Here is a 14,847-nt window from a genome sequence, read left to right on the forward strand (position 1 = left end):
GCAGACATGGACCAGACTCGCAAACTATGGCTCGGCCTCGGCGCATTGCTGCTGGTGGCGTTCTCCGTTCTCCTGTGGATGGGCAAGGAGGTGTTTCGCCACGCTCCTCCAATGCCGGAGCGCGTGGTGGCCACCAACGGTGATGTCATTTTCACCCGCGCAGACATGCAAACGGGCCGCGTTGTCTGGCAAAGCATCGGCGGCCAGCAGCTTGGTTCAGTGTGGGGTCACGGTGCGCTGGTTGCGCCCGACTGGAGTGCCGACTGGCTGCATCGCGAAGCCACTGCCTGGCTCGAGGCGCGCGGCAAGCGCGAGTATGGCCAGGACTGGCAACGCCTGTCCGAAGGCGAGAGGGCGAAACTCATTGCCGACTTCAAGCCCCTGATCCGCGCCAATACCTACGATCCGGCCTCGGGCGACCTGCGAATCAGTGACGAGCGCGCACAGGCCATCGCAACCGTCCTCGATCACTATGAGAGTCTGTTCGGAGACGGTGCGGATACAGCTGCATTGCGTGAGAGCTATGCGATGAAGGACCGCACGGTCGACAGCAGCGCCCATCGTCGTCAGCTCGCGGGATTTTTCTTCTGGACGGCCTGGGCGAGCGTCACGGAGCGTCCGGGCAGTGCCGCGTCGTACACGAATAACTGGCCCGCCGAGCCGCTGGTCGGCAATGCACCGACTTCAAGCGCGTTCCTGTGGACGGTGTTCAGCGTCATGTTCATGATCGCGGGTATCGGCCTGCTCGCGTGGCACTATGCGGGTTACCACGGCAAGGATCCGCCGGTGACGCCGCCGGCCACCGATCCTCTGCAGAGTCTCGCCATAACGCCGTCCATGCGCGCAACGGCCAAGTACTTCTGGCTGGTGGTCGTGCTTTTTGTTGCGCAGATATTGCTCGGTGCAATTACGGCGCACTATCAGGTGGAAGGGCAACAGTTGTATGGATTCCAGCTCGCTGACGTCCTGCCGTATTCGTTGACGCGCAGCTGGCACACGCAACTCGCCGTGCTGTGGATCGCTACCGCGTGGCTCGGTACGGGGCTTTATATTGCCCCGGCCATTTCGGGCGTGGAACCGAAGTGGCAGCGGCTCGGGGTGAATTTCCTGTTCATCTGCCTTTTGATCATCGCGGTCGGTGCATTCGCAGGGCAGTGGCTCGCTGTCATGCAGAAGCTCGGCCTCGCCAACAACTTCTGGTTCGGCCATCAGGGTTGGGAATACGTCGACATCGGCAGGTTCTGGCAGATTTTCCTTTTTGTCGGCTTGATGCTGTGGCTGATCCTCGTCGGCCGGGCGCTGGCACCGGCATTACGGAGGCGCGATCAGATGTCGTCCATCGTCGGGCTTCTGTTCCTGTCGACGTTCGCCATCGGGCTCTTTTACGGAGCAGGGCTGATGTGGAGCGAAACAACACACTTGTCGATGGTGGAATACTGGCGCTGGTGGGTTGTTCACTTGTGGGTGGAAGGATTCTTCGAAGTCTTTGCCGTTGCCGTCATGTCCTTCCTGTTCGTGCGCCTGGGATTGATTCGCGGCAGCACCGCTACGGCGGCGGTGCTGTTCGCGACGCTGGTATTCATGGCCGGCGGCATCCTCGGCACTTTCCATCACCTTTATTTTGCAGGAACTACAACCGCAGTCGTGGCCCTGGGTGCCTCTTTCTCGGCACTCGAAGTCGTGCCGCTTGCGCTGATCGGCCTCGAGGCGGTCGACACGATGCGTTTGAGTCGCGCGGCGCCCTGGATGCGCCGCTATCACTGGCCCATCATGTTCTTTCTGGCGGTGTCGTTCTGGAATCTGGTCGGCGCCGGTTTGTTCGGATTTCTCATCAACACGCCACTTGCGCTCTATTTCATGCAGGGACTCAATCTCACGCCTTTGCACGGTCATACGGCGCTATTCGGCGTCTATGGCATGCTGGGCATCGGTCTTATGCTGTTCTCACTGCGAGGCCTGCGTCCGCAGGCACAATGGGACGAGTCCTTGCTGCGGCGAAGTTTCTGGGCACTGAACGCCGGGCTCACGGCAATGGCACTGCTGACGCTGCTGCCGATCGGGTTGCTTCAGCTCAATGCGGCCTTGTCGCACGGCTACTGGTATGCGCGCTCGGCGGAGTTCATGTCACAACCGTTGATCGAGATTCTCGTCTGGATGCGCGTGCCGGGTGATGTCATATTCTCGATCGGTGCCTTGCTGCTCAGCTGGTTCGTGGCGAAACTGTGGATCGCGCCGAGCAGGGAGTCGAAGACGAGCGGCCAGATCGGCCGGGCGGAGGCTTCGAACTGATCGAATATTACGGCGAGATACGCCAGATTCACATTGTCGCGGTTGCCTTGAGTGGCGGCCTGTTCGCGCTGCGCGGCGTTGGCATGTGGATGGGGTCGGTCATCGGCATGAGCTGGCCGGTGCGCTACCTCAGCTATACGATCGATATCGTGTTGCTGACGGCCGCGCTGCTGCTTGCGACCATGCTCCATCGCGTGCCCTTCGTCGATCCTTGGGTGACGACCAAGATCGGTCTGGTCATGGTCTATATCGCAGTGGGGTCATTCGCGTTGCGACGCGCGCCGACGCAGCGCTGGCGAGTGCTGTGCTTCGTGGTCGCGCTCGGAATATTCGCGCTGCTGGTTGCTATCGCGCGCAGCCGGACAATGCCATTCTGGTACGGCCAGTCCTAGCCGAAATCATCAGTGTTCGCGGCGCAGCGCGAACAGTTGCTCATCGATCTGGCGCGTGAGCCGCTCGAAACTCGGCTTGCTTATCAGTCCAAGCCTCTGGGTTTCAACCAGGCTGTCTTTTTCTATGAGCAGGAGGTGACGATCGCGCGCGCCTTGTTCGCGGAGTTCGAGGTGCGGATGTGCGCCGCGCAACCCGTCGAGCGTCTGGCGCAGTTGCGTGATGCGCTCACGCAATGCCGTACCGGTCCTGGCGGCCGCCTGGGTGGAGATCATGTGGTCAGCCGCTAGCCGCTCGGTCTCCGCAAGCGCCGCTTCGGCGGCGCGCAATTGCCCAAGCGCCAGTTCGAAATCGCTCTGCGCAGGGTCTGCAGCGTGCGACAGGCCGAGCGAGGCGAGCAATGGTTTGATCGTAAGGCCCTGCAGAACGAGCGACAGCAGCACGGTTCCGAAGGTGAGGTGAAGAATCAGATCGCGCTGCGGGAAATCGCGAGGAATGGCAAGCGCCAGCACCATGGACAAGCCGCCGCGCAATCCTCCCCAGGTGAGGATGGCCGACCAGGACCAGGGCGACGTCTCCCGTCCAACGAGCCGTGTGACCAGGTTGTTGCCGTAGATGACGATGCCGCGTGCCGCGAGTACCGCTGTCCATGCGAGCATGATGGCAGGCAGATAGCCGATCAGCGATTCGAGGCGAATCTCGTAGCCGACGAGCAGGAAGATGACGCTGTTCAATATGAACGCAAGGTAGGTCCAGAAGGATTCGACGGCGAGTCGCGTCGGCGCAGACATGCCGACATGGGCGCCCCAGTTGCCGACGATCATGCCGGCGACGACGCAGGCGATGACGCCGGAAAGATGAAACATCTCGGCCAGCACGAAGGCGCCGTAACCCGCGAGCACCGTCAAGGTGATTTCGATGAGTGGATCATCCACCGCGCGAGTCGCCAGACTCACGACGAGACCGACGCCCGCCCCGATGATCGCAGCACCGACGGTGATACGGAGGAAATCGACGGTGCCGCTAAGTGCCGTGACGGTCGCCCCGCCCACGAGCGCGAGCAGGATCGTGAACACGACAACGGCCGTGCCGTCGTTGAACAGGCTCTCGCCTTCCATCAGTACGGCAAGCTTGCGATCGACACCCAGGCTTCGCAGGACGGACAGGACGCTGACTGGATCGGTTGCACAGATCAGTGCGGCGAAGAGCATGGCGGCGAGCAATGGCAGGCCGCCCAAACCGAGCCACTCGAAACCAAGCCACAACAGCGTGCCGGTCAGTGCGGTGGCAAGCAGCACGCCGGGGCCAGCGAGCAACGCGATAGTCCAGCGCACGGGCTTTACATCCTTGGTCTGCAGCTGGAATGCGGCCTCGAAGATCAGCCCGGGCAGGATGACCAGGAACAGCAGTTCCTTGGAAAGATGCGGCACATCGAGCGAGGTCAGGTGACCAATGGCAAGGCCAGTGAGCACGAGGCCGATGGCATAGGGGAAATCGTAGCGCCGGGCAAGGAAGGCAACCATCGCCGCAATGGCGAGCAGCGCCAGCACGCCCAGTTCAGCTTGCGGTGTCATGCGGCACTCCGCGGCAGAATCAATTGCGGGAATTGTTGTCCATCGGCTCGCGTTTTGCCAGTCTAGCGCTCATCCGCATGGGCGGGGTTACTTCGGGACGGCGCATGAGCAAACAGCACTGGAATCCCTGGCATGACGCGGCGATCGAACGCGCATTCATCGATTTGTCCGACGGCCAAATGCACATCAGGCGAACGCGCGCCATGCCGCGAGCGGCGATACCGTTGCTTATGTTGCACGCATCGCCCGCATCCTCGCGCACGCTGGTGCCCTACATGCGCGAGCTCGCTCCATCGGTGCGCTGCATCGCGCCTGATACACCCGGCTTTGGCGATTCCGCGCCACCATCGCAGGCAGCGCCTACCGCTGCCGACTATGCCAAGATCATGGCGCAGTTGCTCGATGCGCTCGGGCTCGGGGAAGTCGATCTCTACGGCAGCCATACGGGAGCTCATATTGCCGTCGAACTGGCGTTGCAGCGCCCGCGGCAGGTGCGGCGCCTGATACTCGATGGCGTAGGATTGTTCGATGCGGAACAGAAGCAGCAGATGCTTGCCAACTACGCACCTGCAGTCAGTGCCGATGACATCGGCGGACAGTTCAACTGGGCATGGCATTTCGTGCGCGATCAGTGCGTGTATTTTCCCTACTTCATGCGCGATGCGGAGCACCTGCGCATGCTGCCGATGGCTGATGCGCGAACGTTGCACGCGACGGTCACCGACGTGCTGAAGGCGCTGACAACCTATCATCTGGGGTACCGCGCCGCCTTCTCGCATGACGATCGCGCGCAACTTGCCAAGCTGACCCAGTCCGTGCTGGTGACTGCAGATGCGAGTGACCCGCTGCGGGTGCATGTACCGCTTGCGGCCGAGCTCATACGCAACAGCAGGACGGCCATCACGCCGCCGACGACCGAGGTGGATTATCTCGCCGCGAAGATTCGGGTGCTCGCGGAGTTCCTGGGCGGCTGAGGTCTCAATGCACGAGACGTTGCTGCTGCTCGAGTTTGGTCGTGATCGAGAAGCGCGGCTCGGCACTGGCCTTGCGTCCGAGCACGAGCGAGGCCGCGAGTCGGCCGACCGCGGGGCCGTGCTTGAAGCCATGGCCAGAGCCTGCTCCAACCAGCCAGCAATCTCCGAGCGTCGGATGTCGGTCGATCAGCAGGTCGCCGTTCGAGCTGTTCTCGTACTGGCAGACCCTGCTTTCGACAAGTGGTTGTGCTGTGAGCGCAGGGAAGCGCCGCGCAACATAGGCGCGCACGTCGGCAAGTGCCGCGGCATCGAGGCTGCGTTCCATGCTGTCGGGGTCGCAGGCTGGCCCGTGGCGATCGTGCGCGATCTTGAAGCCGCGGCCTTCGATATTGGGGAAGCCGTAGTAGATGTCGCCGGCATTGAAATCCGCCCAACCCGGCAGCTGCTGCACGCTGAAACGCGCATCACCCGCAGGCGGGGCGAAGAAGAATACTTCCTGGCGGGTCGGGAATATTCGCGTGCCAAGTGTCTGCGGCAATAGTTTGGGCAGCCACGGTCCGCAAGCGAAAACAAAGGCGTCGGCTCTGATCTCGCTGCCATTGATACTGAGTGATTCGAGCTCAGCGCCGGAGTGCGGCTCAATCGGAACGACTTGCGCCAACGTATAGCTGCCGCCGTCAGCAACGAATTGGCTGACCAATGTCTGTACGGCCCGACGCGCCATCAACACGCCGAATTCGGGCTCGTACAGTCCCGCCGTGATGTCCGACCACTCGATCTGCGGCCAGCGTCTGCGCAGTTGATCACGCTCGAGCAGTTGCGACGGGAGTCCGAGTTCGCGGTGTACCCTGAGACTGTCCTGCAGATAGGACTCGAGCTGGGCGAAGAAGAACAACACGCCCGTATCATGAAACAACGGCAGCTCCGCGCGGTCCGACAAGCGGCGCCACTCGGCGAGTGACTCGAGCGCCATGCGCGAATACAGTGCATCGGCGCCGTAGCCGGCGCGGGTCATGCGCGATTCACCGCCGGATGAGGCCAGGGCGTTCGCGGGACCGCGCGCGTCGATGAGCAGCACGCGCTGTCCTTTGGCGCGCAATTGCCGGGCGGTCCAGGCGCCGAAGACACCGGCACCAATCACGAGACTGTCCCAGCGGCCGGCGAGCGTTTTGGCCGGCAGCGCCGCGCCCAGGCTCATGTTGGCTGCCGCGGCACCCACGGCTTTGAGTATCTCTCGCCGCGTGGGTTTCGCCATGGCATGTGTTTGCGATCAGCCCAGGCGCTGTTGCAGCGCTTTGACTTCGCTTGCGAGCTCATCCGGCAGGCGCTGGCCGAATTCTCCGAGATACTCGTCGATAGCCGCCGCTTCCTTCTGCCACTGCGACTTATCGACTGCGAGCAGTGCTTGCAGGGTCGCTGAGTCGATCTGCAGCCCCTCGGTATTGAGATCGGCGGTCCGCGGCAGATAGCCGATGGCGGTCTCCGTGGCGTCGACGCGCTTCTGACATCGATTGAGCATCCAGGCGATGACGCGCAGATTCTCGCCGAAGCCAGGCCACATGAATTTGCCATCGGCGTCGCGCCGGAACCAGTTGACGTGGAAAATCTTCGGCGGCTGACTCAGACGTTTCCCGACGGCGAGCCAGTGGGTCCAGTAATCGGCGAAGTTGTAGCCGCAGAATGGCTTCATGGCCATGGGGTCGCGCCGTACCACGCCGACCTGGCCGGTTGCCGCAGCAGTGGTCTCTGAGGCGACCGACGCGCCAACCAGTACGCCGTGCTGCCAATTGCGCGCTTCGTAGACGAGCGGCGCGACTTCGCGCCGGCGTCCGCCAAACACGATCGCCGAAATCGGCACGCCGATGGCGTCGTCGGCGTGCGGCGAATACGCCGGATTGCGTCGCGCATCGACGGTGAAGCGGGAATTCGGGTGCGCAGCAGGACCGTTCTTGGGGTCGTAGGGCCGCCCCTGCCAATCGATGGCAGGCTGCCCGCTTGCCAGGCCTTCCCACCAGGGGCTGTTGTCGGCCGTCACTGCGACGTTGGTGAACAGCGTGTCGCGCTGGATCATGTCGTAGGCGTTGCGATTGGTGTCGGCATTGGTGCCGGGTACGACGCCGAAATAGCCGGCCTCCGGATTGATTGCCCACAACCTGCCATCGCGACCGGGATGCAACCACGCGATGTCATCGCCCACTGTGAATACTTTCCAGCCCGGCATGGATCCGGGTGGAATCAACATCGCCAGATTCGTCTTGCCGCAAGCGGAGGGGAAGGCTGCTGCGACATAGTGGGTATCGCCTTCGGGGCTTTGCAGGCCGACGATCAGCATGTGTTCGGCGAGCCAGCCTTCCTGTCGCGCCTGCCAGCTTGCAATGCGCAGCGCATGGCATTTCTTGCCGAGCAATGCATTGCCGCCGTAGCCCGAGCCGAAGCTCTCGATGCTCAGGTCTTCCGGGAAATGCATGATGAAACGGCGATCGGGGTTCAGATCGCCGGTCGAGTGCAGGCCGCGCACGAAATTGCCGTCGCGGGCAATGCGCGCGAGCGCCGGTCGGCCCATGCGCGTCATCAGTGCCATGTTGACCACGACATAGGCGCTGTCCGTAATTTCGACGCCGCAACGCGCATAGGGCGAGTCGATGGGTCCCATGCAATAGGGGACGACGTACAGGGTGCGTCCGCGCATCGCGCCGCGGAACAGATTTCGCATCTTGCGCCGCGCTTCGATCGGGTCCATCCAGTGATTGTTTGGCCCGGCATCCTCGGGCTTGTGCGTGCAAACGAAAGTCAGATGCTCGACTCGCGCGACGTCGTTCGGGTCGGAGCGGTAGAGGTAGCTGCCGGGCGCCGTCTTGCTGTTGAGGGGCGTCAGTTCGCCACGCTTGACCAGTTCATCGATGAGTCGTCGATATTCTTCCGGGGACCCATCGCACCATTGCACTCGGTCGGCCTGGGTGAGCTCCCTTACGGTATTGACCCAGTCGGTTACCGGGCGGGACATGTCGTGCATCGCTACATGGGTGGCTGGGGCCGTCGCCATCGTCGCTTTTCCTTGGAATTATCTTGGGCAGAAACGCGCCATTATAACGAGTCAGACCTCGATCGCAGGCGAACGCAGGTCACGCAAAAAAAAGCGCGCGAGGCTCCATAACCTCGCGCGCCAGTTGACATTTTCTGCCTGTTCGGCCGGCTCAGGCGGAACGATTCGAGCGTCGAGCGGCGCGTTTGCCGGCGGCCGATTTGCGCGCCGGTCGGCTCTTGCCACGCGCCACTTTGACGGGTCGGTTGGGCAGAAGGATCTGGCGCGCTTCGCGCCCGGCGTCAGCGACGATGCCGACCGCTTGCAGCGCATTGGCGCGGATGCGCTTGCCCGAGGCGGGTAGGGTGGCGACCTGGTCCGTGTAGAAATGCCGCAAATCCCTGGACTTGGCGGCACTGGCAAGGCGGCGCGCGGTCGCGGCCGTCAATTGACCGAAGCTCTCGGCCTGATGCGCGAGCAGCTGTTCAACGGTGCGGTGCGACAGGCCGCTCAGGCGGGTCGCGGCGTCGGTCAGCTTGAGGACGGGCTTATTGGCCGCTTCGACGCGCAGCGCAGCGCGACCCAGAAGGCTGCGGCCTTCGGTGCGGAACAGTTCGCCCACGCTGCGGGCCTGGTCCGCGAGTTCAGAAAATTTCCGGTTGAGTGAAGAAGACGTGATCATCGGACGGGCTCCTGTGGGTTGCTGCAATGCACCATTTGTTGCAGCGCAGCATATCCACGGCCTTCATGGTTGTCAACCGCCGGGTAGGCTCGACCGCTAAGCCATTGATTATGAGACTAATTCCTGTCGAGGAAACCGTCGATCAGTGGGATGACCTGCTCGAGGCGATACAGCATGAACAGGTGGCCGCCTCCCGGGATGATGTGCAATTCGCTGTTCGGGATCAGCAGGGCGAGGATACGGGCGTTGGCCGCCGGCACCAGCGGATCATCTGAGCCGGCCAGGACCAGTGTCGGCTGGCGCAACCGATGCAGCCAGTGAAGACTGGTCCAACCCGCGCCGGCCATGAGCTGATAGACATAGCCCATGGCTTTCGGCGCGACGATCCGGCTCGTGTGGCGATTGATCAGCGACGGCCGCTCGCGCACTTCGCCACCGTAAATGTCGCCCGCGGCCCGGCGCATGTAGCCGGGCGAGAGGTAGCGTTGCGGCGTGATCATCTTCAACAGCGCCGAGGGTCGGCCAGGAATCATCACCGCGCCGGGCGAGGTTGCCGCGAGCACGAGCCGGCGGCAGCGTTGCGGAAATTGACGGGCGAATTGCTGGGCGAGGGCACCGCCCCAGGAAACGCCGGCGACGTCCACGGTCCGCAGGCCCATGCGATCGAGCAAGGCGCTTGCCAGGCGCGCAAGTCCGGCGAATCGTCGCACTCGCCAGGACATGGGCGAGCCGCCGGTCCCCGGCACGTCGAAGGCAACGACTTCGCGATCGGGCATGGCTGCGATGAAGGGAAACAGCACTTCGAGGTTGGCGCCGATGCCGTTGAAGAGCAGCAGTGGTGGCTGTTTGCCCGTGCCGCTCTGGTGCGCGATGCGCAGCGACACACCGTCGATATCGACGAATTCGATGCGCGGGCCGCGGACGCGGCGCAGGTCGGCTGCATGCAATGCGGCGGTCATCGCTGGTGCACGTAACGACCCGGTGCTGCATCGGAGGCCGGATGATTCGTGCTGCCGAGCTGCGCCGGCGCCGGGCGCAGCGCGCCACCGTGCTCGCCTATCCAGCCGAGCCAATGCGTCCACCAGCTGCCGCGACGGGTTTGTGCGCGCGCGAGCCAGGTAGGCGCATCGAGAGTGAGATCGTCATTGAGATAGAACTTTGCCTTCGGATTGCTCGGCGGATTTACGATGCTCTGTATGTGGCCGCTCGAGGACAACACGAAAGTCGTCGGGCCCTTCAGTATGGTTCGCGACGCGTAGCATGCCTCCCAGGGCGTGATGTGATCGGTGATGCCGGCCACGACATAGGCGGGGATTTTCACTTTCGACATGTCGATGGGCGTGCCGAGGAATTCCGTCTTGTCGGCACCGCCTTGCGCCTTTTTCAAAGGATTATCGAGGAACATGCGCAGAAGATCCGCGTGAAACTGCGCCGGCAGTCGCGTGGTATCGGCATTCCAGTAGAGGATGTCGAAAGCCGGCGGGCGGTTCCCCATGACCCAGTTGTTCGCAACGAACATCCATACGAGGTCATTGGGGCGCAGCCAGGAGAATACGCGGGCCATTTCACTGCCTTCGAGTACACCGCGCGATTGGCTGCGCTGGATCGCGGCGCTGATACCGCTGCGCGATGCGAACTGGCCGAGCTGGGTGGGTGCTTCCGTGTCGAGGACGGTGACCAGAAGCGTTGCGCTCGCGACGCGCTCATCACGCTTGGCCGCCAGATGCGCGAGCAGGGTCGCGAGCGTGAAGCCGCCAGCGCAGGCGGCCATCATGTTGAGCTTGTCGGCGCCGGTGATTTCAAGAGCGACATCGATCGCCTGGATACAGGCCGTGAGGTAAGTCTCCATGTTCCAGTCACGCTGTGCCGCGGTCGGGTTTCTCCAGCTGATCACGAACAGCTGCACACCGTTCTGGGTCGCGTATTCGGCGAAACTGCGTCCGGGCGACAGGTCCACCGCATAGAACTTGTTGATCTGCGGTGGCACGATGATCAGCGGTCGTGTCAACACCTGTTCGGTGGCCGGACGGTACTGCAGGAGCTCGAACACCTCGCTGCGAAACACGACGGCACCGTGAGTGGTGGCAAGGTTCTTTCCGACCGCGAACTTTCGCTCATCGACCTGTCGCGGCATGCCGCCGTTGTTCAGCAAATCGTCCACGAAATTCGACAGGCCGTAGAGGATGCTGCGGCCGCCGGTTTTCATGGCGCGCTGGATGGCGCCCGGATTGCCGATCAGCGCATTGGTCGGCGCGAAAGCCTCGGTCACGAGTGATAGCGCGAAACGCGCTCGTTCACGGTCTTCTTCGCTTGCGCTGGCATCATCGAGAATGCCATGCATCGTGCTCCGCCAGGCGAGATACGCTTGCATGAGACGCTTGAAGTAACCGCTCTTCGACCAGATTTCGTGGCTGAAACGCCGGTCTTTCGGATCCGGTGTGACCTGCGATCGCCCACCCAGCACGTCGAGCCACTCACGAGCGAGCCCGATGTGCGCCTCGAGCACATTGCGCGGATTCATGGCAACCAGCCGCGCCAGGCGTTTGCAGGCATCGAGAATTTCGTCGCGATCGATACCGATCAGCGGATTCGCACCGAGGATCTGCTCGGCCGCATCGTTGGCCGCCGAATGCTCGAGTTCGGGTGGTTCGCTGCTCTCGCCCGCATGGCTGAAACCTTCGGCATCCGGATTTTCGATTTGCGCCTGGCGTTCGGGCTCTGGGTTCGTCATAACAACTCGCTTCGTGACGCAGGTCTCAGTCGCCGCGGACCTGCAGCTTATCCTGAGCATCTCGACTCGGCCTAACCCCGAAGGCTGTGATTATGGTCACAAGACCCCTCGTGGCGCTTACTTAACATGCACAGCGCCTCAAGAAACACGGTGCGCGGCCGATAACTTCGGGTTTTGGCCTGCGCCCGTCACGAGATGACGCGCTTGCAGGTCGCGCAGGCGCATCGTCGTTCCTTGGGGCGGTTTGGTTATCCAGATTTGTCTTTCCTTGAGGAGTCTAGCGCGATGCGCCAGGTTACGCTTGTCGGGCTGTTGTCGGCCCTTGCAGGATTCATCGTGCCCGAGGTCGCGGCGGCTGCAGGCGCCGCGGCGGGCACGGTCATCGATAACACCGCCCAGGTGAGTTACACGGTATCCGGCACGCCGGTGACGACGCCATCGAATACCGTATCGGTAACTGTTGCGGAAATCCTTGACGTCGTTGTGACCGCACAGACGCCTGTGGTCAATGTCACTCCGGGCGCCACGCAGCAGGTGCTGGTGTTCCGGGTCACCAACACCGGCAACGGGCAAGAGGCGTTTTCACTCGCACTCGACAGCGTCCTTGGCGGCGACAACTTCGATCCCGTACCGAGCGCGCCACTGCCCGCCATCTATTTCGATACCGACGGCAGCGGCACCTGGACGCCGGCGGACGTGCTGTACGCGCCGGGCAGCAATGAACCGCTGCTCAATGCCGATGGTTTCGCGACGATTTTCGTCGTGAATGGCATTCCCGCAGGACTCAACAACGGCGACCGGGGCTTGAGTCAACTGACTGCGCGCTCGTTGACCGGTACTGGTGCGCCGGGAACGGTATTTGGGGGTCAGGGCACGGGCGGCACCGATGCGGTCGTCGGCACTACCGGCGCCGATGGGAGCGATCAGGGCGAGTACCTGGTGAGCGATGTGCTGGTCAACGCAGTCAAGAGCCAGACCGTGGTTGATCAATTCGGCGGCACCCGGCCCATTCCCGGTGCCCGTATCAACTACTCCATTGCGGTCAACGTCACCGGCAGCGGCACCGCGACCGCCGCTGCGTTCGTCGACAACATTCCGGTGAACACCACCTATGTGCCCAACAGCTTGCAGCTGAACGGCGCACCGCTGACCGACGCCACAGATGCGGATGCCGGGCAATTCGTGCCGAGTCCGCAGGCCCTGGTGCGCGTGACGCTTGGCAACCTGACGCAGGCCAGTGCGACCCAGACCATCCAGTTTTCCGTAACCATCAATTGATCAATCACGCCATGAAGGAGGCGACGATGAACATGGGGATCAACACAGCGATCAATGGGTTTTCGATGATGCGAGTGACAGCGATGTCGGCGGCTACGGCATGCGCCGTGCTGCTGGCGGGCGCGAGCCACGCCGCGGCGCAATCACGCGCCGATGCGGCGCCGCCGGGAGGTTGCATCGTATTGAAGACCGTTGCCGAAGTCGAAGTAAGCAGTGTCGAGAACGGTGAGCGTGTCACGCGACTCGTGCCGGCGACGAAGGTCGTGCCGGGCGATGAAGTCGTGTGGACCGTCACGGCATCCAATGTCTGCAAGAGCTCGGTCGAGAAAGTCGTCATCAACAACCCGGTGCCGGAGCACATGGCCTACGTGGCCAATTCCGCGGTCGGCCCGGGCACCGAAGTCAGCTACTCGCTCGATGGCGAGCGCTATGGCAAGGCCGAACAGCTCGTCGTCACCGACGCCGATGGCAGCCAGCGGCCGGCACGCGCCGATGAGTATGGCTTCCTGCGCTGGACTCTGGAGTCGTCGCTGAAGCCGGGCGCTGTCGCGTTCGCGCGCTACCGCGCAGTGCTGCGCTAGATCGAGTTGCCGAATTGGTTGCGGCGCACGGCAGGGGCGACGCAATCACACATGTCCTGCCATCGAGTCGTTTTGTGAGGAGTGAAGATGATCAACTTGAACAAACAGCTGAGACTGGCGGCGAAGGCCGCAGTTGCGCTGTCGCTTCTGGCCGGCGCCGGCCAGAGCGCATTTGCGGCCGGCACGGCCGCAGGTACGGCGGTGAATAACCGCGCGACCGTCAACTACAGTGTCGGTGGTGTGCCACAGGGGGCGATCGAGAGCTCGCCTACCGGCAATTCGACGGCCACCGGAGCCGATACTTCGTTCGTCGTCGACAACCGCGTCGACTTCTCCCTGATCGAAGTGTCGAACAATCCCGGCGACCCGACCTTGAATCCCGCAACGGCCTTTCCGGGCCAGACCGGTGCGTTGACCTATTTCCGTCTGACCAACGAGGGCAACGCGGCACAGGCATTTGCGCTGACCGCGGCCAATGGCGGAACACTCGCGGGCTCGTTCACGGGCGCTGGCACGGATAACTTCGATCCGGCGAATCTGCGCGTGCGCGTCGATACCAACAACGACGGCATCCTGCAGGCGAGCGAGAACGTCGCGACCAACAACAACATAGCATCGCTCGCGGCCGACGGTACGATCGGCGTATTCATTCTCGGCGACATACCCCTGGGTCAGACGTCGGGTGATTTCGCAACGGTAAGCCTCACCGCAGTTGCCGCGCCGGACGGCAATCCGGCCGGTACGCTCACGGAGAGCGCATCCGACACGGCCGGCGTCGATATCCTGTTCGGCGATCCAGGCGAGAACAACACCGAGACGGCTGCCGACCAGTATGAAGTCGGTGCGCCGGCGCTCACCGTCGCCAAGACTTCGGCGACGGTCGAAGATCCGTTCAATGGCACGACCAACCCGCTGGCAGTGCCAGGCGCGTTCGTCGAGTACACGATCGTGATCACCAACACCGGCACGGTACCGGCAACGGATGTTGCAATTGCCGATCCGGTGCCCACGAGCACGACGTTCGCGCCATTGCGCTACAACGCTGGTGCGAGTGATGTACGCATAACGGTGGGTGCCTCCGATACCTTCTGTGTCGCGGAAGCCGGCGGAACCGATACCAATGGCGATGGCTGTGTCGTCAGCGGCGGCGCCTTGCAGGTTGGCGCTCCGGCCCTGGCCAACGTTGCACCTGGCGCGGGTAACGCGGTGTCGATCCGCTTCCAGGTGAGTATCGACTGATCGATGCTCGGAGGCTGAGCTAATGCGCGCGCCTGGCGCGGGGCCATTGACGACCCTGCGTGTTGGCAACTTGCAAAACGACCGGGG

At 62.8% G+C, this 14,847-nt stretch carries 12 protein-coding genes; 6 read left to right on the forward strand and 6 right to left on the reverse strand.

What is annotated here, in order from left to right; all coding sequences use genetic code 11:
* The first annotated feature begins 6 nt into the window (after positions 1–6).
* Positions 7–2,289, forward strand: a complete 2,283-nt coding sequence (locus R3E77_06975; GenBank protein MEZ5499156.1) for a nitric-oxide reductase large subunit — start codon at positions 7–9, stop codon at positions 2,287–2,289.
* Entirely contained in the window at positions 2,223–2,681 is a 459-nt protein-coding gene (locus R3E77_06980) for a SirB2 family protein (GenBank protein MEZ5499157.1), read from the forward strand. Before R3E77_06975 ends, R3E77_06980 begins: the two co-directional genes overlap by 67 nt.
* Positions 2,682–2,690: 9 nt before the next feature.
* Here the strand turns inward: R3E77_06980 and R3E77_06985 are convergent, their stop codons facing one another.
* Positions 2,691–4,253 carry a sodium:proton antiporter gene (locus R3E77_06985; GenBank protein ID MEZ5499158.1) on the reverse strand — a complete coding sequence of 521 codons (1,563 nt, stop codon included), beginning with the start codon at positions 4,251–4,253 and terminating at the stop codon, positions 2,691–2,693.
* A gap of 104 nt (positions 4,254–4,357) precedes the next feature.
* Between R3E77_06985 and R3E77_06990 the strand changes: the two genes are divergently transcribed.
* The gene (locus R3E77_06990) at positions 4,358–5,227 is read left to right on the forward strand and encodes an alpha/beta hydrolase (GenBank protein MEZ5499159.1); all 870 of its coding nucleotides are present in this window, start codon (positions 4,358–4,360) and stop codon (positions 5,225–5,227) included.
* Between the two features lie 4 nt (positions 5,228–5,231).
* Here the strand turns inward: R3E77_06990 and R3E77_06995 are convergent, their stop codons facing one another.
* From R3E77_06995 to R3E77_07015, 5 genes are all read right to left on the reverse strand, one after another.
* Positions 5,232–6,482, reverse strand: coding sequence for an FAD-dependent oxidoreductase (locus tag R3E77_06995; GenBank protein MEZ5499160.1), 1,251 nt, complete (start codon positions 6,480–6,482; stop codon positions 5,232–5,234).
* Between the two features lie 15 nt (positions 6,483–6,497).
* Positions 6,498–8,270 (reverse strand): phosphoenolpyruvate carboxykinase (GTP), encoded by a 1,773-nt coding sequence (locus R3E77_07000; protein ID MEZ5499161.1) that lies wholly within the window; start codon positions 8,268–8,270, stop codon positions 6,498–6,500.
* A gap of 151 nt (positions 8,271–8,421) precedes the next feature.
* Positions 8,422–8,931 (reverse strand): hypothetical protein, encoded by a 510-nt coding sequence (locus R3E77_07005; protein ID MEZ5499162.1) that lies wholly within the window; start codon positions 8,929–8,931, stop codon positions 8,422–8,424.
* 116 nt (positions 8,932–9,047) lie between these two features.
* The gene (gene phaZ / locus R3E77_07010; protein MEZ5499163.1) at positions 9,048–9,890 is read right to left on the reverse strand and encodes a poly(3-hydroxyalkanoate) depolymerase; all 843 of its coding nucleotides are present in this window, start codon (positions 9,888–9,890) and stop codon (positions 9,048–9,050) included.
* Positions 9,887–11,662, reverse strand: coding sequence for an alpha/beta fold hydrolase (locus tag R3E77_07015; GenBank protein MEZ5499164.1), 1,776 nt, complete (start codon positions 11,660–11,662; stop codon positions 9,887–9,889). Before R3E77_07015 ends, phaZ begins: the two co-directional genes overlap by 4 nt.
* Positions 11,663–11,947: 285 nt before the next feature.
* Between R3E77_07015 and R3E77_07020 the strand changes: the two genes are divergently transcribed.
* From R3E77_07020 to R3E77_07030, 3 genes are all read left to right on the forward strand, one after another.
* The gene (locus tag R3E77_07020) at positions 11,948–12,940 is read left to right on the forward strand and encodes a hypothetical protein (protein ID MEZ5499165.1); all 993 of its coding nucleotides are present in this window, start codon (positions 11,948–11,950) and stop codon (positions 12,938–12,940) included.
* Positions 12,941–12,966: 26 nt separating this feature from the next.
* The gene (locus R3E77_07025; GenBank protein ID MEZ5499166.1) at positions 12,967–13,521 is read left to right on the forward strand and encodes a hypothetical protein; all 555 of its coding nucleotides are present in this window, start codon (positions 12,967–12,969) and stop codon (positions 13,519–13,521) included.
* 87 nt (positions 13,522–13,608) lie between these two features.
* Entirely contained in the window at positions 13,609–14,760 is a 1,152-nt protein-coding gene (locus R3E77_07030; protein MEZ5499167.1) for a hypothetical protein, read from the forward strand.
* Positions 14,761–14,847 lie beyond the last annotated feature (87 nt).

This window comes from Steroidobacteraceae bacterium, assembly GCA_041395505.1.
Classification (GTDB): domain Bacteria; phylum Pseudomonadota; class Gammaproteobacteria; order Steroidobacterales; family Steroidobacteraceae; genus JAWLAG01.

Excerpts from the sequence above, each read along its gene's own strand:
- R3E77_06975 (MEZ5499156.1), top strand. The coding sequence starts at position 7 with ATGGACCAGACTCGCAAACTATGGCTCGGCCTCGGCGCATTGCTGCTG.
- R3E77_06985 (MEZ5499158.1), bottom strand. The coding sequence starts at position 4,253 with ATGACACCGCAAGCTGAACTGGGCGTGCTGGCGCTGCTCGCCATTGCG.
- R3E77_06990 (MEZ5499159.1), top strand. The coding sequence starts at position 4,358 with ATGAGCAAACAGCACTGGAATCCCTGGCATGACGCGGCGATCGAACGC.
- R3E77_06995 (MEZ5499160.1), bottom strand. The coding sequence starts at position 6,482 with ATGGCGAAACCCACGCGGCGAGAGATACTCAAAGCCGTGGGTGCCGCG.
- R3E77_07000 (MEZ5499161.1), bottom strand. The coding sequence starts at position 8,270 with ATGGCGACGGCCCCAGCCACCCATGTAGCGATGCACGACATGTCCCGC.
- R3E77_07005 (MEZ5499162.1), bottom strand. The coding sequence starts at position 8,931 with ATGATCACGTCTTCTTCACTCAACCGGAAATTTTCTGAACTCGCGGAC.
- phaZ (MEZ5499163.1), bottom strand. The coding sequence starts at position 9,890 with ATGACCGCCGCATTGCATGCAGCCGACCTGCGCCGCGTCCGCGGCCCG.
- R3E77_07015 (MEZ5499164.1), bottom strand. The coding sequence starts at position 11,662 with ATGACGAACCCAGAGCCCGAACGCCAGGCGCAAATCGAAAATCCGGAT.
- R3E77_07020 (MEZ5499165.1), top strand. The coding sequence starts at position 11,948 with ATGCGCCAGGTTACGCTTGTCGGGCTGTTGTCGGCCCTTGCAGGATTC.
- R3E77_07025 (MEZ5499166.1), top strand. The coding sequence starts at position 12,967 with ATGAACATGGGGATCAACACAGCGATCAATGGGTTTTCGATGATGCGA.
- R3E77_07030 (MEZ5499167.1), top strand. The coding sequence starts at position 13,609 with ATGATCAACTTGAACAAACAGCTGAGACTGGCGGCGAAGGCCGCAGTT.